The organism is Selenomonas sp. oral taxon 137 str. F0430 (genome assembly GCF_000183625.1).
GTDB lineage: Bacteria > Bacillota > Negativicutes > Selenomonadales > Selenomonadaceae > Centipeda > Centipeda artemidis.
This window is the reverse complement of record NZ_AENV01000008.1, coordinates 341,720-362,713: the sequence shown is the minus strand read 5'-3', so window position 1 is coordinate 362,713 and position 20,994 is coordinate 341,720. Positions and strand designations below refer to the sequence as shown.

Sequence of the window (20,994 nt, the reverse complement as noted above, 5' to 3'; positions counted from 1 at the left end):
TACTTGCAGGAAACAACAGCAGAGATTGTGTTCAAGAACAAGGAGGAGGCGTATGCCGTACTCGGCGACCGCGATGCCGTTCTGCGCAGCATGGAGGAGAATTTTGACTGTGGGTTCGTCAGCAGGGGAATGTCTCTTGCAGTGACGGGCGCACCTGCGGAGGTCGCGGCGGTGCGTACACTCGTCGATGAGATGCTGTTCCTTCATAAGCAGGGGACAAAGCCAACGACGCATGAGGCGGTGTACGGCGCGCGTCTCATCAAGGAAGGGCGCATAGAGGAGCTGCACAGTCTCTTCGCCGAGGTGCTCCTTGTGACGGCAAAGGGCAAGTCGGTACGCGCCAAGACTGCAGGGCAGCGCGACTACCTGAGTACGATTCGCAGGAATGCCGTGACGCTCGGCGTCGGCCCTGCGGGAACGGGCAAGACCTACCTAGCCGTCGTCATGGCGGTAGCGGCACTCAGAAGTCGCGAGGTCAGCCGTATCATCCTGACGCGTCCTGCGGTCGAGGCGGGCGAGCATCTAGGATTTTTGCCCGGCGATCTCACGGAAAAGATCAATCCCTATTTGCGCCCTCTCTACGATGCGCTTCAGGATCTCCTCGGTACGGAAGCGTACCAGAAGATGATGAGCCGCGGGCTCATCGAGGTCGCGCCGCTCGCCTACATCCGCGGGCGAACGCTCGAGGATGCGTTCATCATTCTCGACGAGGCGCAGAATACGACGGGTGCGCAGATGAAGATGTTCCTCACGCGCCTCGGGTTCGGTTCCCGAATGGTGGTCACGGGTGACCTCGAGCAGGTCGATCTGCCGCGCGGCACGGCATCGGGGCTGAAACAGGCGTGCAGAATCCTGCGCGGGGTGAAGGGCGTCGGTATCGTAAAACTCGAGCCGGTCGACATCATCCGGCACGAGGTCGTGACGCGCATCGTTGAGGCATATGGTGCGTGGGAGAAGAGACGGGAGCGCGCATGATGGAGATTACGATTTCCGCGCAGCCGGAAGAACTGTGCATCGCGCCCGGGGACGAAGCCGCCGTGCGCCGTGCGGTCGAAACGGTCGGACGTCTCTACGGCGCCGAGGGCGCGGAGGTGAGCGTGACGCTCACGAACGACGCCTATATTCATGAGATCAACAGGCAGTACCGTGGTGTTGACCGCCCGACCGACGTCATTTCCTTTGCCCTCATGGAGAGCGAAGAGCCGGAGATTTTAGACGATCCTGCGGGCGATGTGCTCGGCGATCTCGTGATCTCGCTCGAGCGTGCGCGGGCGCAGGCGGAGGAATACGGGCACAGCTATCTGCGCGAGCTCTCCTTTCTCACCGTGCACGGGATGCTGCACCTCCTCGGCTACGACCATATGGAGGACGCCGAGCGCGCGGAGATGGAGGAGGAGCAGCGGCATGTCATGGAGGCATTGGGGATAGGGCGATGAATCATTATAAATCGGGCTTTGCCGCCGTCATCGGTCGTCCGAACGTCGGCAAGTCCACACTCATCAACGCGCTCATCGGGCAAAAGATCGCCATCATGAGCGACAAGCCGCAGACGACGCGCAGCCGCATCCTCTGCATCCTGACGCAGGAGGACGCACAGGTCATCTTCCTCGATACCCCCGGCGTACACAAGCCGAAGCACAAGCTCGGCAGCCATATGGCAAAGGCAACCGAGGGGGCGCTTCACGGCGTGGACGTCGTTGTGTTCGTTGTGGACGCGACTGAGAAAATGGGCGCAGGCGAGCAGTACATTCTCAAACAGCTCGAAAAAGTCCGCGTCCCGGTGCTCCTCGCGGTGAATAAGATCGATCTCCTGCGCCGCGAGGAGACACTGCCGATCATTGCGGGCTATGCCAAAACCTATGATTTTGCAGGGATTGTTCCCATCTCGGCACGGGCAGAGGAAAATCTCGCAGGTCTCCTCGACGAGATCAAAAAACATCTGCCCGAGGGGCCGCGCTACTACCCGGAGGATATGGTCACGGATCAGCCGGAGCGGCTCATCATCGCCGAGCTCGTGCGGGAAAAGGCGCTCGAACTGACGCGGGACGAGATCCCCCATGCCGTTGCCGTGGACATCGAGGAGATCACGACACGTGCGAAGGGGGACGTCTACGTCCGCGCCGTCATCTACGTCGAGCGCGAATCACAGAAGGGGATCGTGATCGGTGCGCGCGGGGCGCTCCTGCGGACGATCGGCGCGCGGGCGCGCGCGGATATCGAGACGCTGCTCGGCGCTAAAGTGTATCTTGACCTTTGGGTCAAGACACGCAGGGACTGGCGCAACCGTGAGAGCGCGCTGCGCGAGTTCGGTCTTTCGGGAGACGATTAGGGAAGAGGGGAGGAGAGGAAAATTACGCTGAACCGCATGTACCGCAAAGCGGTAAACAGAGCTTCGCGCCGCTTTGTCAACGGGCTTTTGGTCATTGTGCCGCTCATCATCACGGTTTTTGTCATCGAGTGGACGCTGCGCTTCACCGAGGGCGTGCTCGGGCAGTATCTGCCGTTCTACTTCCCGGGCATGGGCATCATTACGCTCGTCGCCGTTATCTATGCGGTCGGCTGGGCGTCGACGAACTGGGTGATCGCCTCTGTCATCTCCTTCGGCGAGAATATGATCGGGACGATCCCCTTTGTGAAATTCGTCTACACAAGCGTGAAGCGACTCTCCGAGGCGGTGCTTGACTCGAGCAGCAACTTCAAACGCGTCGTGCATGTGCCGTTCCAAGGGGCACGTGCGCTCGGGTTCGTCATGTCCGACCTCCCGCCGCGGTTTCAGCAGGCGATGGGCGAGACGAAATACATCTGCGTCTTTGTACCGTGGAGTCTCAATATGACCTCGGGGACAACGATCCTCGTACCGGAAGAGGATGTCGTCGATCTCAATATTCCAAAGGAAGAAGCGCTCCAGTACATGTTGACGGCGGGCGCAGTGATGCCGCTCTCGGACGCACGCGTGACGGCGGCACAGAAGGCGGTGCAGAAAAAAATGGAGCAGCTGACGGCGCAGGCAGCGGAGCAGGCGGCCGCACAGCGTGCGGCACGGGAGGAATAGCCGGTGCTCTACACGGCGGAGGGTATCATACTCGGCGCAAAGAACTGGGGCGAGGCAGATAAGGTGATGACCGTGTTCACGCGCGAGCGCGGGATGCTGCGTGCCGCCGCATTCGGCTGCCGCAGACCGCGCAGCGCACTTGCAGGCGCGATGCAGATGTTTGTCCACGCCGATTTCCAGCTCGCGGAGGGACCGCGGCTTGAGACCGTCAAGACGGCAGTTGTCCGCGCGCATCATGCGAAACTCTCGGCGGATCTCACCGCGCTTGCCTACGCAACCTTTGTCGCCGAGGTCGTGCGCGAGTTCCTGCCCGAGGGGGTACCGGACGAGCAGTTCTTTGACCGGCTCGCAGAGATTCTCACGGCGTTTGAGAGGCGCAATCCGCGTGTTGCCGCACTTGCCGCCGTGCTTCAAATTCTTTCTGCGGCGGGGCTTCGTCAGACCTATGAACGCTGTCTGCACTGCGGCACAGAGATTACAGGCGACGCGTTCTTTCATGCAGGCGAGGGCGGCGCGCTCTGTCCCTCGTGCCGCACGGCAGATGCGGCGGACTTTCCGGCGGAACTGCGGGAACTGCTCACGGGGCTTTCGGCGCTCAATTGGGCGCATCCTGCGCCCCTTTCCGTGCGCGGCGCGACGCTCATGGCGGCGGAGCGCATTGTGCTCGCCCATGTGCAGGAACTGACGGGGCATCCCCTGCGATCCCTTGATTTTTTAACGCAGCTGACATAACGCGGACGGAAATATTTAGGCTATCATGAAAAAAACGCTCATAAAAAAAGGAAAAGAGAAGACGACGGCGAAAATATACAGGTAGTCATTTGCATGTATTTTTATATGCAAATTTACGAGCGACTGAAGAGGGGAACGGAGGGGAAGCCTGTCATGATCATGCTGACGAAGTTCAACTCCAAGACGAACAAAAAAGGGGAGTTTGTACTCAATGCCGAAATCATCGAGAGCATTGAGGAGACGCCGGATACCGTGGTGACGCTCACCAACGGCAAAAAGCTGATCGTCGAGGAGCCGATGGAGGAAATTGTGCGGCGTACCATCAAATATCGCCGTGCACTTCATCAAAATTAGTTGGCGAATTTCCATTCCTTTGCTATAATGGAAGAACAATGTTCTTTCATGCGGCAAGGGAGTGCCCCAATGTGGAGTCCGTATGACTTCGTGGTCATTTTTAGGGAGGGAATTTACTCATGGCGGAGGAAAAGGAAGAACTGGCAGCGGAGCCGAAGCAAAAATCGCCGATGCTCATGATGATCGTCGTGGTCGTTGTGGCGGTTCTTGTCGCAGTGGCGGCAGCCGGCGGTATCTCGTATTATATCTTTTCGCAGGCGGAGTCTCCGTCTCACGCAGAGGAATCGGGGAGCGGCGCGTCGCACCATGATCCGGGCGTATTCTACAAGCTCGGCGATGCGAAAGAGGGCGTTCTTGTCAATGTCGGCGGCGGTCGTGCGGGCAAATTCCTCAAGGCCGGCATTGTGTTGGAACTAAATCCCGGCAAAAAGGACAACGTAGTCGACGGCAAGGTCGGCTCCGTCGCCGAGACAAAGATTCTCGATACGACGATGCAGTTCCTGCGAGCCGCACCGCTCGAGGAGTTCGACGCCTCAAAGCAGGATGAACTGAAGAAGCAGCTGAAAGACGCGCTGAACGATCGTTTGGGTCAAGGCTCCGTCTACGATGTTTACATCACCAGCTTCCTGCTGCAGTAAGCAACATGAAACACTGCACAAAGGGAAGGGGGAAGGGTCTTGGCTGAGGACGTACTGTCTCAATCCGAAATAGACAAGCTGCTTTCGGCACTTTCGGACGGCTCGGTTTCCGCCGAGGAAGTCAAGGCGGAGGAAGAAGAGCGTAAAGTCAAGGTATATGACTTCAAACGACCGGATAAGTTCTCGAAAGATCAGATTCGCACGCTCTTCATGCTGCACGAGAGTTTTTCGCGTCTCTTGAACACCTATCTGTCGGCAAGTCTGCGGACGATGGTCAACATCGAGGTGCTTTCGGTTGAGCAGATGACCTATCAGGAATTTGTCCAATCGATGGCGAACCCGGCGGTGATCGGCATCATTGCGCTGCCGCCGCTCAAGGGAAACATCATCATTGAGGTGGGGCCGGATATTGCGTTTGCATACGTCGACCGCGTCTTTGGCGGAGAGGGGAAGCCAAGTGTCAAGTCGCGTGCGCTGACGGATATTGAGAGCGCGGTAATGCGGCGCTTCATCGACACGGTGATCAACTATTTCCGTGAGGCGTGGAGCAACGTCGTGGAGTTCCGCCCGAACTTCGAGACGATGGAGACAAATCCGCAGTTTGCGCAGATTGTACCGCCCAGCGACATGGTCGTTCTGGTCACGATCCACATGAAGCTCGGAGATGTCGAGGGAATGATGAATATCTGCATTCCCTATCTGGTGCTCGAGCCGGTCATGTCCAAACTCACAACATCGTTCTGGGTGGCGGCATCCGTCGACAGGGAAAGCTCGCCCGACCAGGTGGCGGATCTCCAGCGAAAGATCGAGCGGACGTGGGTGCCGTTTTCGGTTGAGCTTGGAACCGTGGATATCACGATCAACGAGTTCCTCACGCTCGGGTTCGGCGATGTGCTTCAGCTCGATACGCTGGCAAAAGATGAACTCGTCTGTTACGTCGGTACGAACGCAAAGTTCCGTGCGTATCCGGGCACGGCGGGGAAACGGATGGCCGTGCAGATATCCGGCATTATAGAAGGGGATGAAGACGCGAATGAGCGATGAAATGATCTCGCAGGAGGAAATAGATGCCCTCCTCAGCGGCGGATCGGTCGGCGACGCTGCAGCGCCCGCGGAGGAAGCACCGTCCGGCGATGCAGGCACATCCTCTGCCGAGGATGCGGGCGTTACCGATATGGAGCGCGACGCGCTCGGGGAAATCGGAAATATATCCATGGGCGGAGCGGCGACTACGCTGTCTGTCCTCTTGGGACGCAAGGTCTCCATCACAACGCCGACGGTATCGATCTCGAACCTCCGCCAGCTGAAGGAGAAGTACCCCATTCCGTTCCTCGTCGTCGAGGTCGGTTACAGCATCGGCATCGAGGGGAACAATGTCCTCTGCATCCAAGCGCGCGACGCGGCGATTATTGCCGATCTCATGATGGGGAATGACGGGACGAATCCCGACGAAGAACTCAGCGAAATCCATATGAGCGCGGTCAGCGAGTCCATGAATCAGATGATGGGCAGCGTTGCAACCTCGCTTTCCTCCATGTTTAACAAAAAGGTGGATATCACCCCGCCCGTTGTGACGCTTGTTGACCTTGGAACGGAAGAAGTCGTCTCGAAACTCCTTGATAAGGCAGATCCGATTGTGCAGGCGTCGTTCCGCATGGAAGTCGACGGCCTCATTGACAGCGAGATCATGCAGCTTTTGCCGCTTGATGTCGCAAAGGGCATGGTTGACGCACTGATGAATCAGCAGCCCGACGTGGAGAATGAAGGTGCGGAGATCGAGGCGGCACAGGCGGCAGCGCCTGCAGCAGCGCCCGCGCCTATGGCAGCGGCGCCCGCCGCACCTGCCGCACCCGCAAACTATGGATATGGAGCACCGCCTATGCAGCCGCATGTAGCATCGAACGTCCCTGTGCAGTCCGCGCAGTTCACTCCGCTGAGCAGCGTTCCCGTACAGGTCAACGACGCGAATATCGGCCTGATTCTCGACGTACCTCTTCAGGTGAACGTGGAGCTTGGCCGAACCAAGAAGTCCATCAAGGACATTCTCGATCTTACAAAAGGATCGATTGTGGAACTCGACAAGCTTGCCGGTGAACCCGTGGATATCATGGTCAACGGCAAGTATCTGGCGAAGGGCGAAGTTGTCGTCATTGACGAGAATTTCGGCGTTCGCATCACGGAGATTGTCAGTCCGCTGGAACGCGCCGCGCGTCTCCAATAGCGGGGAGAGCGGCGATCTTTTGAAAGAAGCATAGAAAGTCCTTGTCACAGGCGGCACTTTTCGTTATAATGGGTAGCGATTAAACCCAACATCACGGTGTGCGCGTTCAGTGCCCTTTGGATGGGGATGCTCTGAGTCAAGTGTAAGGAGAGATGAGAAAATGGCAACTCGCGTTTTGGTCGTTGATGATGCAGCATTTATGCGAATGATGGTCAAGGACATCCTGTCAAAAAACGGCTATGAAATCGTCGGTGAGGCAGAAAACGGGATGAAGGCACTCGAGAAATATCAGGAACTCAAACCGGATCTCGTGACCATGGATATCACGATGCCGGAAATGGACGGCATTACCGCCGTCAAGGAAATCAAGAAAGTCGATCCTGCGGCAAAGGTTGTTATGTGCAGTGCGATGGGGCAGCAGGCGATGGTCATCGAGGCGATCCAGGCGGGCGCACGCGACTTCATTGTGAAGCCGTTCCAAGCGGATCGCGTGCTGGAGGCTATTCGCAAAGCCGTCGGCTGATGAAAGAACGGATATTTTTTCTGTCCTTACTGCTCGGATGCACGCTTCTTGCACTATATGCAGGGGACGTGTCCGCCGCAGGTGAGACGGGCGGCGGATACCTAGCCGGTTATGAACAGGCTGACCCGCGCCCGTCGGCCGTATCATGGTGGTCGACGGTCGCCTATGTGGTCAGCCTTTTTGCTGTTTTCGCGTTCGTCGTCATCCTTGCCTATTTTGTTGCGCGCGCCTATGGGAAAAGCTCTATGCGAACGCTTGCGGCACGCGGGGGACAGGTCTATATGCAGCTGCCGCTCGGACCGAACCGCGCGGTCTGCGTTGTGGAGCTCTTCGGGCGCGTTTTTGTGTTGGGGGTAACGGATCAGAGCATCCGCCTCATCACGGAGATTGACGATCCGGAGACACTGGAGGAGATTCGCGCGAACGCCGCCGCGGGAGGGACGGGCGTTTTCAGCGAGCAGTTCGGCTCGCTCTCGGATTTCGTTCAAAAGATACCTCCGATCTTTCGCAGGTGAGGGGGCTGAGAGGAATGGGGGGGACAGCTTTGCAGCGGCGCAGTTTGCTTGCTCTTGCGGGAGCGGCGCTCTTGCTTTGTCTTGCGGGACATGCAAGCGCCGCGCCGCTCATTCCAACCGTAAGTCTCGACGTGGGGACGTCGGAGAATCCGCAGGATGTTGCCGCGAGTATGCAGCTCCTCGCGGTGCTTACGGTGCTTTCGCTTGCGCCGGCAATGCTCATCATGACGACGTCCTTCGTACGCATCGTCGTTGTCATCGGTTTTTTGCGCAATGCACTCTCGACGCAGAACGTCCCGCCGAATCAGGTGGTACTCGCTCTGTCGCTCTTCCTCACGTTCTACATCATGGCGCCCTATTGGGGACAGGCGAACGAGAACGGCATCCGACCCTATCTCGACGGGCAGATCACACAGGAACAAGCACTTGAAAATGTCGTAGAGCCCATGCGTGATTTTATGTTCCATCAAACGAGGGAATCGGATCTCGCGCTCTTTGTGAACCTCTCGGATGCGGAGCGTCCCAATTCGCCGGACGACGTTTCGACATTTACGCTCATCCCCGCGTTCATCATCAGTGAGCTCAAGACCGCGTTCCAAATCGGTTTTATGATCTATATTCCGTTCATTGTCATCGATATGATTGTGGCAAGTACGCTGATGTCGATGGGCATGATGATGCTGCCGCCGGTCATGATTTCGCTGCCGTTCAAAATACTGCTGTTCGTGATGGTCGACGGGTGGCATCTGCTGATCCAGTCGCTCATCATGAGCTTCCGCTGACGGGGGGCGAAGCGATGTCCGGAGATTTGGTCATCCAGCTTGCCCAAGAAGCGCTCATGATCGTGCTCTTGGTATCCGCCCCGATGCTTGGGCTCGGACTCATCGTCGGTCTCTTGGTCGCGGTGTTTCAGGCGACAACCTCCATTCAGGAACAGACGCTGGCCTTTATTCCAAAGATCGTGGCGGTCTTTGTCGCGATTCTCATTTTTGGCCCGTGGATGCTGCGGATCATGGTGGAATATGTGACCAATGTTTTCGTCAATCTGCCGCAATACCTGCGGTAAGAGGAGGGGCACATGGATCTCTATGAGCTGCTCCAAGGTCATATCGCGGCGTTCCTGCTCATGCTGACGCGCATCAGCGGCATCTTTCTCATATCGCCTTTTTTCGGCAGCATGAATATTCCTATGTTCTTTCGCGTCGGCATCGCGCTCGCAATGAGCGTTGTCCTCTTTCCCGTAGTCGACGGACTCGGCACGCCCGAAACGCCGCCAAGCATCATCATGTTCGGCGCGGCGGTACTCGGAGAACTGTTCATCGGCTGGCTGATCGGTTTTGTGGCTTACATATCGTTTGCCGCCATCACAATGGCGGGCAAGGTCATGGACATGCAGGTGGGCTTTGCCGTCGTCAATGTTGTAGATCCGACTTCCGGTCAGCAGATCCCGCTCATCGGAAGTTTTCTTTATAATCTGGCGGTGATCATTCTGCTCGTCACGAACGGGCACCACATGCTCATCGCGGCGCTTGTGGAAAGCTTTCGTGCCGTCCCGCTCGCGGGTCTGGAGGCAAATATTTCCCTCGCGCTCATCATTGCGAATTTTACGGGGACAATTTTCCTCACAGGCATGAAGATTGCGATGCCGATCACATTCGCGATTCTGCTGACGAACGTCGGACTCGGTATCCTCTCCCGGACGATGCCGCAGATGAATATCTTTGTCGTCGGTATTCCCATGCAGCTCATGATCGGGCTTTTTGTACTTTCGATGATCATGCCGTTTTATGTCTTATTCCTGGATGTGCTGTTCAATGAAATGTATGGAAATATATCGCTTGCGATACGCGCCCTGCAATAAGCGCGCATTCGTCTTCGACCTCCAGCGTTTCGCGGGCGGGGAAAAGACGGAAGAACCAACTGCAAAGAAGCGTGCCGACGCCCGCAAAAAAGGACAGGTCGGACGCAGTCAAGAGCTGAATACGGCGTTTGTCCTCCTCATCGGCTTCTTTTCGCTGAAGCTTCTCTGGGATTCTATCTACCTTGCGATCGCATCGTACACGACCTACGTGTTCGCAAATCTCAATCAACCGGTCGATACGGAAAACATCGTACGGCTCTTCATCGGGATTATGGAGATCCTTGCCAAGACCGCGCTGCCGATCATGCTCTTCATTATGCTCATCGGGCTTGCCGTTAATTTTTTTCAGGTGGGTCTCAACTTCAACACGGAGGCCATCGAGTTCAAACTCGATAAGCTCAATCCCATCAACGGATTTGGACGTATCTTTTCAAAACGCTCCCTCGTGGAGCTCGCGAAATCTTTTTTTAAGATCCTCGTCATAGGATTTTTCCTCTACCGCTTCATCCACGAGCAAATCATTGCAATGCCGCAGTTCATGTTCTTTGACCTGACGACGAGCCTTGCGCTTGTCGCCGAGATCATCTTCCGGATGGCGTTCATCGTCATCGGCGTGATCATGATCATGGCGGTCGCAGACTACGGCTACCAGAACTGGCAGACGACGCAGGATCTCAAGATGACGAAACAGGAAGTCAAGGACGAGATGAAGCAAACCGAGGGCGATCCGCAGATCAAGGGGAAGATCCGGCAGAAGCAGCGGCAGATGGCAATGGCACGCATGATGAAGGAAGTGCCGAAGGCGGACGTCATCATCACGAACCCGACGCATTACGCAGTCGCGCTGGCCTATGAAAAAGGAATGGTCGCGCCGACAGTCCTGGCCAAAGGACAGGATCTCGTCGCGCAGCGCATCAAGGAACTCGGACGCGAGGCGCGCGTTCCCATCGTCGAGAATAAGCCGCTCGCACGCACCCTGTATGCTGCCGTGCAGGTAGGCGATGCCGTTCCGCAAGAGCTCTATCAAGCGGTTGCCGAGGTGCTTGCCTACGTCTACCGGCTCAAACATGCAAGGCGCGGCGCATAATCCGTGACAAAAGTCATATTAGCATTTGACGTGTTTGGAATATTTGATATAATATTAAGGAGATCGTGACGGCAACCGTTGCACTCCAAAGGGAAATGGGAAAGAAGGGGTGAGTGAGGGTATGGCAGCATCGCAGTCCGGCAGCATCAATCCGCTTTCATCCGGCAACCTCATACAACGGTATAGTGATGTTCTGATTGCCGTCGCCATTGTGACGATTGTCATTATGATGATCATTCCGCTGCCGACCATCATCCTGGACATACTCATCTGCCTCAATATCACGATTGCCCTGCTCGTCGTCATGTCGGCAATCTATAATGTGGAGGCGCTCGACCTTTCCGTATTCCCGTCGCTGCTCCTCATCACAACGCTGTTCCGATTGGCACTCAACATCTCCTCAACGCGTCTTATCCTGCTCAACGGCTATGCAGGCGAGGTCATCACCGCATTCGGCAATTTCGTTGTCGGCGGCAACGCGGTCGTCGGCTTCATCGTGTTCGTTATCCTTGTCATCGTCAACTTCATCGTCATCACCAAAGGATCCGAGCGCGTCGCCGAAGTCTCGGCGCGATTCACGCTTGACGCGATGCCGGGGAAACAGATGGCAATCGACGCCGACCTCAACCAAGGCGCTATTTCGGATGCCGAGGCAAAGCGGCGCCGTGAGAAAGTACAGCGCGAATCCGACTTCTTCGGCGCGATGGACGGTGCCTCAAAGTTCGTCAAGGGCGATGCGATCGCGGCGATCGTCATCATGATGATCAACATCGGCGGCGGCTTCGTCATCGGCATGCTCCAGCGCAACATGGACGCGGCACAGGCACTCCAGACCTACACGCTGCTCACCGTCGGCGAGGGACTCGTCGCGCAGATTCCGGCACTGCTCATCTCGACGGCGACCGGTATTATCGTGACCCGTTCGGCAGCGGAGGGGAACCTCGGCAGCGACCTCGTCAAGCAGCTCTTCCGCAACGACCGCATCTTTATGATCCTTTCGGGCGTCCTGCTCTTCCTTGCCGTTATGCCCGGGCTTCCGGGCATCCCGTTCTTTGCGCTTGCCTGTATCTGCGCGTTCATTGCGTGGAACCTCCACCGCGGCCAAACGGCGGTGCAGGAAGTCCAGAAGGTCGAGCAGAAGGCAAAGGCGAAAAAAGAAGCAACGACACCCGAGAACATCGTCTCGCTCCTGCAGGTCGATCCGATGGAACTCGAGATCGGCTACAGCCTCATCCCGCTCGTCGATACGGGACAGGGCGGCGATCTGCTCGACCGCATCGTCATGATTCGGCGGCAGTGTGCGCTTGAACTCGGGCTTGTCGTCCCGACCATCCGTATCCGCGACAACATCCAGATCAAGCCCAATGCCTATATCATCAAGCTCAAAGGCATTGAGATTGCGCGCGGCGAGCTGATGCTCGACCATTATCTCGCGATGAACTCCGGCACGGTCTTTGAGGAAGTGCCGGGCATTGAGACGGTTGAGCCGGCGTTTGGACTGCCTGCCCTTTGGATCTCGGAGAACGAGCGCGAGCAGGCGGAACTCAACGGCTACACTGTCGTCGATGCCGTTTCCGTGCTCGCAACGCATCTCACGGAGATCATCAAGCAGCATGCCGATGAGATCCTAGGGCGTCAGGAGACGCAGAACCTTCTCGATAATCTGCGCAAGACCAACGGTGCACTTGTGGACGAGGTCGTCCCGAATCTGCTTACCGTCGGCGAAGTGCAGAAGGTACTTGCAAATCTCCTGCACGAGCGCATCTCCATTCGCGATATGAGTACGATCCTCGAAGTTCTTGCCGATTACGGCGCGGCGACGAAGGATACGGACATCCTCACCGAGTACGTCCGCCATACGATGGCGCGGCATATCACCCAGCAGAACGTGCAGAACGGCATACTGCCGTGCATCACGCTCGACCCCGCACTCGAGAACAAGATCGCGGGCGGGGTGCAGCGCACAGAGCACGGATCATATGTCAGCCTCGATCCGGACTCTATGCAGAAACTGCTCACGGTGCTGCAGGAAGAGCTCAACAAGCTCACGGATCAGGGGTATCAGCCCATTGTTCTCACGAGCCCGACCGTGCGTCCCTATTTCCGCAATCTTGTCGAGCGCTCTATTTCCGGACTCATCGTCCTTTCCCATGCGGAAATTGAACAGAATGTTGAAATACAAATCCTTGGGGTGGTGAGAATCTAAGTGCAGGTCAAGACCGTACGCGCTTCCTCGGTGAAGGAAGCGATGGAGCAGATCAAGGACGAGCTCGGCAGCGATGCCGTACTCCTTCATACAAAAAAATATCGTGAAGGCGGTATGCTCGGCGGCGCGGAGATGATCGAGGTGACGGCGGCGGTGGATGAGACACAGTCTCGTGTGCCGCGTTCTGCAGCGGCATATACACCGCCGCCTGCACCAATTCTCCCAACGAATGCGGCGGAGCGGTACCGCATGAACGAAGAAGCCTTCGCGGGGGGAACCGTCGGTGTGGCTCCTGCCGCGGTGCCGCAGGGGTATGATACCTATGCACCCGCGTATCAGTCTCGGGAATCAATGTATGCAGCGGATGGATACGGGACCGCGGCCGCAATGAACCTGCAGTCCCCCGCCGCTGCGGCACCGGTGCAGCAGACCGCGCCGCTGCAGCCGCAGTCGGTGGAGCAGTCTGCACCGCCGTCCTATACGCAGCACGTATCCTCCCCTGCGACACAGCCTGAGCCGATTGCGGAACCTCATGCCGAACATGAGGAGGACGATGCGTCTGCCGCGCGGATTCGTCTGCTTGAGGACGAACTGGCGCAGATGAAGACGATGCTCGCCGCGATGATGGCGGCGTCGCAGCCCAAAGAGATTGTCTCCATCCGAGATGCGCTCAAGCGGCAGGATGTGCGGAAGGAGCTTCGCGAAGAGCTTGCCGCGAAAGTGCCCGTCGCCGATATCAACCTCGACAGTCTCAGTCCACGAGCTAAGGAGGTTCTGGCGGGGTATCTCTCACAGGTGATGAAGTTCACCGACGGGCTGAGACTCGGTGCGCACGGCTCGCGTGTCGTTGCCTTCATCGGCACAACGGGCGTCGGCAAGACGACGACGCTTGCCAAAGTGGCGGCGCATTTCGTTCTCGAGCAGAACCTCAAGGGGGCGCTCATCACGGCGGATACCTATCGCATCTCCGCCGTGGAGCAGCTCAAAAAATACGCGGAGATTCTAGGACTCCCCGTCGAGGTTGTCTATTCCGCTGCAGATCTCAAAAAGGCGATTGCCCGCCACCGCAGCAAAGATTTTATTCTCGTCGATACGGCGGGGCGGAGCCAGTACAACGACTTCCAAATGGACGAGCTCAAGCAGCTGCTCGCCGCACATCCCCGTATGGAAAAACATCTTGTCGTGAGCGCCACGACGAAGGAGCAGGATGCCGCAGAGATCATGGCGCGGTTTTCCGCCTGCAAGCCCGACCGCATCATCTTTACCAAGACGGACGAAACACGCAGCGTCGGTGTGGTACTGAACCTTCTCGCGGGCAAGGAGCTGCCGCTGTCGTTCCTTTCGAACGGTCAGAGCGTGCCGGACGATATCATTCCGGCGACGGCACAGCGTCTGGCGGAACTCTTGTTGAGGGAATGACATGACAGATCAGGCAACGCGCCTGCGCCAAATGGCAGGTGTCGACGGGGCGCAGACGCCGGCTCCCGTGCAGACACCGGCGCCGCTCGCACCCGCACAGGCGGAGGCATGGGCAAATGTGCGCGTGATCGCCATTACCAGCGGCAAAGGCGGGGTCGGCAAGACAAATATTGCGGTCAACCTTGCCATCGCGATCAAGCGCATGGGGCATCGCGTTCTTGTCATCGATGCGGATCTCGGCATGGCGAACGTGGATGTCCTGCTCGGCGCTGCGTCACGCAAGCATTTGCTGGATCTTCTCCGACCGGACGTCGGCCTCACGGACGTCATGGTGGAGACGCCGTACGGCATCCGATACATCTCCGGCGGATCCGGCATCGAAAAAGCGATGGATTACGATCATGCCGAAAAATTACTGCTTCAGCAAAAGCTTGCGGACTGCGCCGCACACGCTGACATCATCATCGTGGACACAGGCGCGGGGCTCGGGCGCAACGTGATGGACTTTATCCTCGCTGCAGACGAGGTGCTGCTCGTCACGACGCCGGAGCCGACATCCCTCACGGATGCGTACGCGGTCATGAAGGCATACAGCATCTATGCCGTGCAGAAAAATCTCCGGCTCATCATCAACCGCGTCTATGAGCCGAAGGAGAGCCGCGAAGTGATGGCAAAACTCGAGCGCGCGGCGGAAAAATTCCTGCATATGCCGGTTGCGTGTCTCGGCTATGTCTTTGAGGATACCGCCGTGACCAAAGCGGTACGGCGGCAGACCCCGATCATCGAGGCGGAACCGGGCAGCGCCGCGGCACGCTGCATCGAGGCGCTCGCGAAAGCGCTTGTCACAGGAACGGAAATGAAAGTTCAGCGTGGATGGAAAGGTTTTTTACAACAAATTTTTAAGTTTTCAACCTGAACAGGGAGGATATTTTTGATGGCGGGCGAATTGGTACAGGCAAGGAATATTTTGGCCATTGGGCAGCGGCTCGAAATATTTTTTGAAAACAGCGAGGAAGGAACCAGCGGCTACAGCAGTCGTGTGGAGGATATCGTCGGAGACGATCTCGTTGTTGCCATGCCGGTGGATGAGCGCCATGTTCCGGTCATCCCGCGCGCCCGCGAGAACCTCTACGTTCTCGCGGCAGGCGACGGGTGTCACTTTCGCTTTTTCAGCACCTATCGGAAACACGGCCGGATCGATGGGCGGCTCCCTGTTCTGCATATGTCCATTCCTGAAATTGCCGAGCGGTTCCAAAAGCGCGGTCTCTTCCGTGTGAAGGTAAACCTTATCGTTACTGTGCGCCTCGTTGACCGGGAGGGACAGATTGACGCGCCGGTTCGTGTCCGCGTCGTTGATCTCAGCGGCAGCGGCATGGCGTTCGTTTGGCCGAAGCAAGTTCCGCTCAACTCGGATGCCGCGCTTGAGATCAACGATATCCCGGGGGTCGGGACACTGGAACTTATGTCGCGTATCATGCGCTGCACGCGCATTGAACGGGAGGACGATCTGCCTGTTTATCATGTTGGGGTACAGTTCCAAAGCCTGTCGCGCGCCCTGCGGGATAAGATCGTTCGCTATCTCTTCCAAGTACAGCGGGCACAGGTAGGACGCGAAACCAATGACTAGACAGGGACGCAGCCGACAGTCCGGCAATCGGGGCGCACCCGATGCGCGCACGCGGTCGCGGTTGGTGGTGATCGGGTCTTCGACGGGCGGCCCGCAGGCGCTGCAGACTGTCATCATGGGGCTGTCAAAAGACTTTCCGTGTCCCATCGTCGTCGTTCAGCACATGCCCGCCGGGTTTACAGCAGCGCTTGCCGCGCGGCTCGACGGCATTGCCGCCGTCTCCGTAAAGGAGGCGCACGACGGAGAGATTCTAGTGCCGGGGTGTGTTTACATCGCTCCGGGCAATTATCATTTGCGGATTCTGCATGACGCGGGAGGGCGCCGCATCGCACTCAGCGACGAGCCGCCCGTCGGCAACCATCGACCGGCCGTCAACGTGATGTACGAATCTGTGGCACACCTCGGCAAGGACGTCGTCGCGGTTATTCTCACGGGAATGGGACACGACGGCCGGGACGGGATGCATCAAATTAAGGACAACGGCGGCTACTGCATTGCGCAGGATGAAGAGACCTGTGTCGTTTACGGAATGCCAAAATCCGTGATCGAGGCCGGGCTTGCCGATGAGATATGCCCATTGCCGCGCATCGCCGAGGCGATCGAGGCGGCTGTGAGAAGATAGGAAATAGGGGGAATATCAATGGATAACCAGTATATGGACATGTTCCTGGACGAGTCGCACGAGCATCTGCAGTCCCTCAACGAAGGCTTGCTGCGCCTTGAAGAGAACATGGAGGAGATCGGCGCCGTCAACGACATCTTCCGCAACGCGCATACGCTCAAGGGTATGTCGGCGACGATGGGATTTGCCAAGATTGCCGAGCTCACGCATGAGATGGAGGACGTTCTTGACCTTGTCCGCAAAGAACAGCTCAAGCTGAACGAGGATATTATGGACACACTGTTCAAATGTCTGGATTCACTCGAGCAGATGGTGGACAGCGTCGGCAACGGCGAGGCGGAGGATGTCGTCGACGTAACGGATCTCGTCGCTAAACTCAGCTCCATCTCCAAAGGGACGCCGCCGCCCGCTGCGGCAGCTCCCGCCGCCGCAGCACCTGCGCCTGCCGAAGCAGCTGCGGCAGGCAGCGAGCTCGATATCGATGAGATTGATCTCGACGTCATGAAAAAGGCGAAAGAAGCCGGGCTGCATATCTACCACGTCAAGGTGACGCTGATGGAGACCTGTGTCCTCAAGGCTGCACGATCCGTCATGGTCATGCATGCCCTCGACGAGGTCGGCGATGTCATTAAGAGCATCCCTGCGGCGGAAGACCTCGAGCAGGAAAAGTTTGAGCGCAGTTTTGACGTTGTCGTCACCACGGCGAACGACGCGGAGGCAGTGCAGAACGCCGTCGATACGGTTTCGGAGATCGAGGACATTGCCGTCGAGGAGCTGGATCCCGACCAGTTCGGCAAGGCGGCGGAAGCGGCGCCCGCGGCCACACCCGCAGCAGCTGCCGCACCCGCAGCTGCGGAGCCGGCAAAGAAGGCCGCGCCGGCAGCCGCCAAACCCGCGGCAGCACCTGCGAAAAAACAGCACCAGAGCCAGAGCGTCCGCGTCGATATCGAAAAGCTCGATACGCTGATGAACCTCATGGGCGAGCTGGTGATCAATAAGGTGCGTCTCGAGCAGATTGGCCAGACGCACCGCATGAGCGATCTCATGGAGACGCTCGAGCAGATGGATCGCGTGACGGGCGACCTGCAGAACATCGTTATGAAGGTGCGCATGGTTCCTGTCAGCGCCGTGTTCAACCGCTTCCCGCGCATGGTGCGCGACGTATCGAAGGAACTCGGCAAAGAGATCAACCTCACTATTGAGGGTGAGGAGACGGAACTTGACCGTACCGTTATCGACGAGATCGGCGATCCGATTATGCATCTTCTCCGCAACTCACTCGACCACGGTGTCGAGAGTCCCGATAAGCGCGAGGCAAAAGGGAAGCCGCGCGTCGGTGAGGTGGGGCTTATTGCGCGTCATGAGGGCAACAACGTCGTCATCATGATCACGGACGACGGCGCAGGCATCAACGCCGACGTCATCCGCCGCAAGGCGGTGGAAAAGGGCATGATCTCGCAGGACGAGGCGGATCGTCTCGACGATGCGGATGCCGTTCGTCTCATCTTCCTGCCCGGCTTTTCCACGGCGGAGCAAATCACCGATATTTCGGGGCGCGGCGTCGGTATGGACGTCGTGCGCAGCAAGATCGAAGCGCTCTCGGGTCATGTCGATGTTGAGACGCATATCGACGAGGGTTCGGTCTTTAAGATCAAACTGCCGCTGACACTCGCCATCATTCAGGCGATGCTCGTGCAGGTGCAGGACGAGATGTACGCCATCCCGCTCGGCTCCATTGACAGTACCATCAACATTGAACCGTCGGATATTCAGACCGTCCAGAACAAGGAGGTCATTGTCCTGCGCGGCGAGATTATCCCGATCATCCGCATGGAGGAGGCTTTGCAGGTACCGCATACAAAGGACTCCGACGAACTCTTCGTCGTCGTCGTACACGCGGGCGAAGCAAAGGCGGGCATCGTTGTGGACAATCTCATCGGACAGCAGGAAATCGTTATCAAGACGCTCGGGAACCTCTTTGCAGGCCTCAAGCTTTTCGGCGGCGCTACGGTGCTCGGCGACGGCAAGGTCGCGCTGATTCTCGATGTCGCAACGATGATACAGCAGTAAGCAGGGGAGGGCAAAGAAATGGCAGAAGAAATGAATCAGACGGAGACGGGGATGCCGCAGAACAACCAGTATGTGGCGTTCAACCTCCGCGATGAAGAATACGGCGTCAGCATTCTGAACGTGCAGGAGATCCGCAACCTCACGGATATCACGCGCGTACCGTTTGCGGCAGATTTTATCAAGGGGGTCATCAATCTGCGCGGCTCGGTGCTCCCGGTCATTGACCTCAAGCAGCGCTTGGGGCTCGCGGAGACGCCGTACACAGACCGCACCCGTATTGTCACCGTCTCCGTTGACGATGTGCATGTCGGTATGCTCGTCGATGCTGTGACGGAAGTGCTCAGCCTTGAGAACGAGCCCGTCGATACGAAGAAGGCGACGAATGCACGTGAGAGCAGCCGGTTCCTCAGCGGCATCGGCAACATCAACGGGAGACTCATCGTGCTCCTCAATCTTGAGGAGATCGTCGGGCTTCCGAAAGAAGTGAAATAACGCGTCTTTTCTCTACGGGAAGAGGTAGGGCTAATAATGTCAGTAGACGATGATCTGACCCAACTGTCGGAACTCCAGTTGGATGTGCTGCAGGAGATCGGAAACGTCGGCGCGGGCAACTCCGCGACGGCACTTTCCCGTCTCATACAGCACCGCATTGAAATGAATGTGCCCCATGTGGCTCTCGTTAAAATCGAAGACGTACCGGAATTTGTCGGCGGCCCGGAACTGGTTGTCGTCGGTATTTTTCTGCGCGTTTACGGAAAGGCGCCGAGCAACATTCTCTTCCTCATTCCGCGGGAAAGCGCATTTGCACTTGCGGATACGCTGCTCGGCCGGGAGCGCGGCGAGACACCTGAACTCGACGCGATGGATGAATCCGCGCTTATGGAGATCGGCAACATCCTTGCCGGTTCCTATTTGAACGCGTTCTATACGTTCACGGGCATGAGTATGCTGCCGTCCGTTCCGGCGCTGGCCGTCGATATGGCGGGAGCAATTCTCAATGTGGTGCTTGTTCAGCTCGGCGAGATGGGGGATCATGCCCTCCTCATCGAGACAAATTTTCAGGCTGAGGACCGCACCATCAGCGGACATTTCTTCCTTGTGCCGGATCCCGGATCTCTCGGCAGCATAATGAATGCGGTAGGAGTTGGATGATATGCCGGATTTGATAAAAGTCGGTATGGCCGACTACAAAGTCGGCGCGGCTCCATCCACCCTCATCAGCTATGGATTGGGCTCGTGCATCGGACTTTCCCTGTATGATCCGAAGGCAAAAGTCGGCGGACTGCTCCACTACATGCTGCCGGACAGCAAGCAGGCGCGTGTGTCCGACACGCCGGCAAAATTTATCGACACGGGATTTCCCCTGATGCTGGCCGATGTTTTGAAACTTGGCGCAGTTAAATCACGCCTTGTGGCAAAGATTGCGGGCGGCGCGCAGATGTTTGCGTTCTCGAATACGACAAGCGTTATGCGCGTCGGAGAGCGCAATGCACAGGCGGCAAAGGAGCTCTTGGCACAGCATGGGATCCGCCTCATTGCGGAGGATACCGGACTCAATTACGGACGCACGGTCTCGATTGACTTAAACGACGGCACCTATACGGTAAAGACCGTCAGCAAGGGAGATAAAACGATATAGGGGCAGGTGAAGATCTATGTTCAAACTCGGTATGGCGCTTGTCTTTGCCGTGATTGCGGCGCTCGTGATATTCCTGACCGGACTGATCGGCGGCGTACGGCTCTCGACCGCGTGTCTGCGGAGTCTTGTGGGCTTTATCTGTGCCGGCGCATTTACTTATCTTACAGTATTTATCCTTGAGGCAAAGGGCTGGGCTGCGTTTGATAAGACCGCAGAGCAGCGCATGTCGGACATGCAGAGCGTACTCTACAATGCGGACGACATCGATTTTGACTCCGTGGGCGCGGCGGACGGGGCTCCGCAGGACTTTGCAGAGCCTATGGCGTTTAAGCCGCTCGTGGAAGAAGAGCTCGTTCACATGAAGACACCGGAAGAAGCCGCAGCGGAGGAAGGGGCACCGATGCCGGCACCGGCATAAATGGGAACCG

General features: G+C 57.5%; 25 protein-coding genes. All 25 read left to right on the top strand.

Going from position 1 to position 20,994, the window contains the following annotated elements:
* Positions 1 to 3: 3 nt before the first annotated feature.
* The 25 genes from HMPREF9162_RS07030 (at position 4) to HMPREF9162_RS06910 (ending at position 20,984) form a co-directional block, all read left to right on the top strand.
* Positions 4 to 975, top strand: coding sequence for a PhoH family protein (locus tag HMPREF9162_RS07030; protein WP_009438867.1), 972 nt, complete (start codon positions 4 to 6; stop codon positions 973 to 975).
* The gene (gene ybeY, locus HMPREF9162_RS07025) at positions 975 to 1,436 is read left to right on the top strand and encodes an rRNA maturation RNase YbeY (protein WP_037350349.1); all 462 of its coding nucleotides are present in this window, start codon (positions 975 to 977) and stop codon (positions 1,434 to 1,436) included. The genes HMPREF9162_RS07030 and ybeY overlap by 1 nt, the downstream gene beginning before the upstream one ends.
* Positions 1,433 to 2,329 carry a GTPase Era gene (gene era / locus HMPREF9162_RS07020; protein ID WP_009438699.1) on the top strand — a complete coding sequence of 299 codons (897 nt, stop codon included), beginning with the start codon at positions 1,433 to 1,435 and terminating at the stop codon, positions 2,327 to 2,329. The genes ybeY and era overlap by 4 nt, the downstream gene beginning before the upstream one ends.
* A gap of 36 nt (positions 2,330 to 2,365) precedes the next feature.
* The gene (locus HMPREF9162_RS07015; protein ID WP_009438795.1) at positions 2,366 to 3,052 is read left to right on the top strand and encodes a DUF502 domain-containing protein; all 687 of its coding nucleotides are present in this window, start codon (positions 2,366 to 2,368) and stop codon (positions 3,050 to 3,052) included.
* Between the two features lie 3 nt (positions 3,053 to 3,055).
* Positions 3,056 to 3,784 (top strand): DNA repair protein RecO, encoded by a 729-nt coding sequence (gene recO, locus HMPREF9162_RS07010; RefSeq protein ID WP_009438874.1) that lies wholly within the window; start codon positions 3,056 to 3,058, stop codon positions 3,782 to 3,784.
* Between the two features lie 153 nt (positions 3,785 to 3,937).
* Positions 3,938 to 4,138, top strand: coding sequence for a flagellar FlbD family protein (locus tag HMPREF9162_RS07005; protein ID WP_009438920.1), 201 nt, complete (start codon positions 3,938 to 3,940; stop codon positions 4,136 to 4,138).
* A 119-nt stretch (positions 4,139 to 4,257) separates the two neighbouring features.
* Entirely contained in the window at positions 4,258 to 4,776 is a 519-nt protein-coding gene (fliL, locus tag HMPREF9162_RS07000) for a flagellar basal body-associated protein FliL (RefSeq protein WP_009438728.1), read from the top strand.
* Positions 4,777 to 4,815: 39 nt separating this feature from the next.
* Positions 4,816 to 5,820: a flagellar motor switch protein FliM gene (fliM, locus tag HMPREF9162_RS06995; RefSeq protein WP_009438721.1), complete on the top strand. Its 1,005-nt coding sequence runs from the start codon at positions 4,816 to 4,818 to the stop codon at positions 5,818 to 5,820.
* Complete coding sequence (gene fliY, locus HMPREF9162_RS06990; protein WP_037350346.1) at positions 5,810 to 6,997, top strand: flagellar motor switch phosphatase FliY; 1,188 nt, start codon at positions 5,810 to 5,812, stop codon at positions 6,995 to 6,997. The genes fliM and fliY overlap by 11 nt, the downstream gene beginning before the upstream one ends.
* A 160-nt stretch (positions 6,998 to 7,157) precedes the next feature.
* Positions 7,158 to 7,520 carry a response regulator gene (locus HMPREF9162_RS06985; RefSeq protein WP_006692844.1) on the top strand — a complete coding sequence of 121 codons (363 nt, stop codon included), beginning with the start codon at positions 7,158 to 7,160 and terminating at the stop codon, positions 7,518 to 7,520.
* Positions 7,520 to 8,035 (top strand): flagellar biosynthetic protein FliO, encoded by a 516-nt coding sequence (locus HMPREF9162_RS06980; RefSeq protein WP_009349252.1) that lies wholly within the window; start codon positions 7,520 to 7,522, stop codon positions 8,033 to 8,035. Before HMPREF9162_RS06985 ends, HMPREF9162_RS06980 begins: the two co-directional genes overlap by 1 nt.
* A gap of 14 nt (positions 8,036 to 8,049) precedes the next feature.
* On the top strand, positions 8,050 to 8,817 hold the full coding sequence (fliP, locus tag HMPREF9162_RS06975) for a flagellar type III secretion system pore protein FliP (RefSeq protein ID WP_009438664.1): 768 nt from the start codon (positions 8,050 to 8,052) through the stop codon (positions 8,815 to 8,817).
* 14 nt (positions 8,818 to 8,831) lie between these two features.
* The gene (fliQ, locus tag HMPREF9162_RS06970) at positions 8,832 to 9,101 is read left to right on the top strand and encodes a flagellar biosynthesis protein FliQ (protein ID WP_009349250.1); all 270 of its coding nucleotides are present in this window, start codon (positions 8,832 to 8,834) and stop codon (positions 9,099 to 9,101) included.
* Between the two features lie 12 nt (positions 9,102 to 9,113).
* Positions 9,114 to 9,896, top strand: coding sequence for a flagellar biosynthetic protein FliR (gene fliR / locus HMPREF9162_RS06965; protein WP_009349249.1), 783 nt, complete (start codon positions 9,114 to 9,116; stop codon positions 9,894 to 9,896).
* The gene (gene flhB / locus HMPREF9162_RS06960; RefSeq protein ID WP_009438832.1) at positions 9,859 to 10,983 is read left to right on the top strand and encodes a flagellar biosynthesis protein FlhB; all 1,125 of its coding nucleotides are present in this window, start codon (positions 9,859 to 9,861) and stop codon (positions 10,981 to 10,983) included. The genes fliR and flhB overlap by 38 nt, the downstream gene beginning before the upstream one ends.
* A 121-nt stretch (positions 10,984 to 11,104) precedes the next feature.
* Complete coding sequence (gene flhA, locus HMPREF9162_RS06955) at positions 11,105 to 13,189, top strand: flagellar biosynthesis protein FlhA (protein ID WP_009438768.1); 2,085 nt, start codon at positions 11,105 to 11,107, stop codon at positions 13,187 to 13,189.
* Entirely contained in the window at positions 13,190 to 14,608 is a 1,419-nt protein-coding gene (flhF, locus tag HMPREF9162_RS06950) for a flagellar biosynthesis protein FlhF (RefSeq protein WP_009438719.1), read from the top strand.
* A gap of 1 nt (position 14,609) precedes the next feature.
* The gene (locus tag HMPREF9162_RS06945; protein ID WP_009349245.1) at positions 14,610 to 15,524 is read left to right on the top strand and encodes a MinD/ParA family protein; all 915 of its coding nucleotides are present in this window, start codon (positions 14,610 to 14,612) and stop codon (positions 15,522 to 15,524) included.
* 18 nt (positions 15,525 to 15,542) lie between these two features.
* The gene (locus HMPREF9162_RS06940; protein WP_009438942.1) at positions 15,543 to 16,235 is read left to right on the top strand and encodes a flagellar brake protein; all 693 of its coding nucleotides are present in this window, start codon (positions 15,543 to 15,545) and stop codon (positions 16,233 to 16,235) included.
* Complete coding sequence (locus HMPREF9162_RS06935; protein WP_009438902.1) at positions 16,228 to 16,857, top strand: CheB methylesterase domain-containing protein; 630 nt, start codon at positions 16,228 to 16,230, stop codon at positions 16,855 to 16,857. Before HMPREF9162_RS06940 ends, HMPREF9162_RS06935 begins: the two co-directional genes overlap by 8 nt.
* 18 nt (positions 16,858 to 16,875) lie before the next feature.
* Positions 16,876 to 18,927: a chemotaxis protein CheA gene (locus HMPREF9162_RS06930; RefSeq protein ID WP_009438843.1), complete on the top strand. Its 2,052-nt coding sequence runs from the start codon at positions 16,876 to 16,878 to the stop codon at positions 18,925 to 18,927.
* 18 nt (positions 18,928 to 18,945) lie between these two features.
* A complete protein-coding gene (locus tag HMPREF9162_RS06925; protein WP_009349241.1) occupies positions 18,946 to 19,419 on the top strand; it encodes a chemotaxis protein CheW in 474 nt (157 codons plus the stop codon).
* 36 nt (positions 19,420 to 19,455) lie between these two features.
* Positions 19,456 to 20,079 carry a chemotaxis protein CheC gene (locus tag HMPREF9162_RS06920; protein ID WP_009438627.1) on the top strand — a complete coding sequence of 208 codons (624 nt, stop codon included), beginning with the start codon at positions 19,456 to 19,458 and terminating at the stop codon, positions 20,077 to 20,079.
* A 1-nt stretch (position 20,080) separates the two neighbouring features.
* Entirely contained in the window at positions 20,081 to 20,566 is a 486-nt protein-coding gene (locus HMPREF9162_RS06915; RefSeq protein WP_009438922.1) for a chemotaxis protein CheD, read from the top strand.
* 16 nt (positions 20,567 to 20,582) lie between these two features.
* Positions 20,583 to 20,984: a hypothetical protein gene (locus HMPREF9162_RS06910; RefSeq protein ID WP_009438693.1), complete on the top strand. Its 402-nt coding sequence runs from the start codon at positions 20,583 to 20,585 to the stop codon at positions 20,982 to 20,984.
* Positions 20,985 to 20,994: the final 10 nt, after the last annotated feature.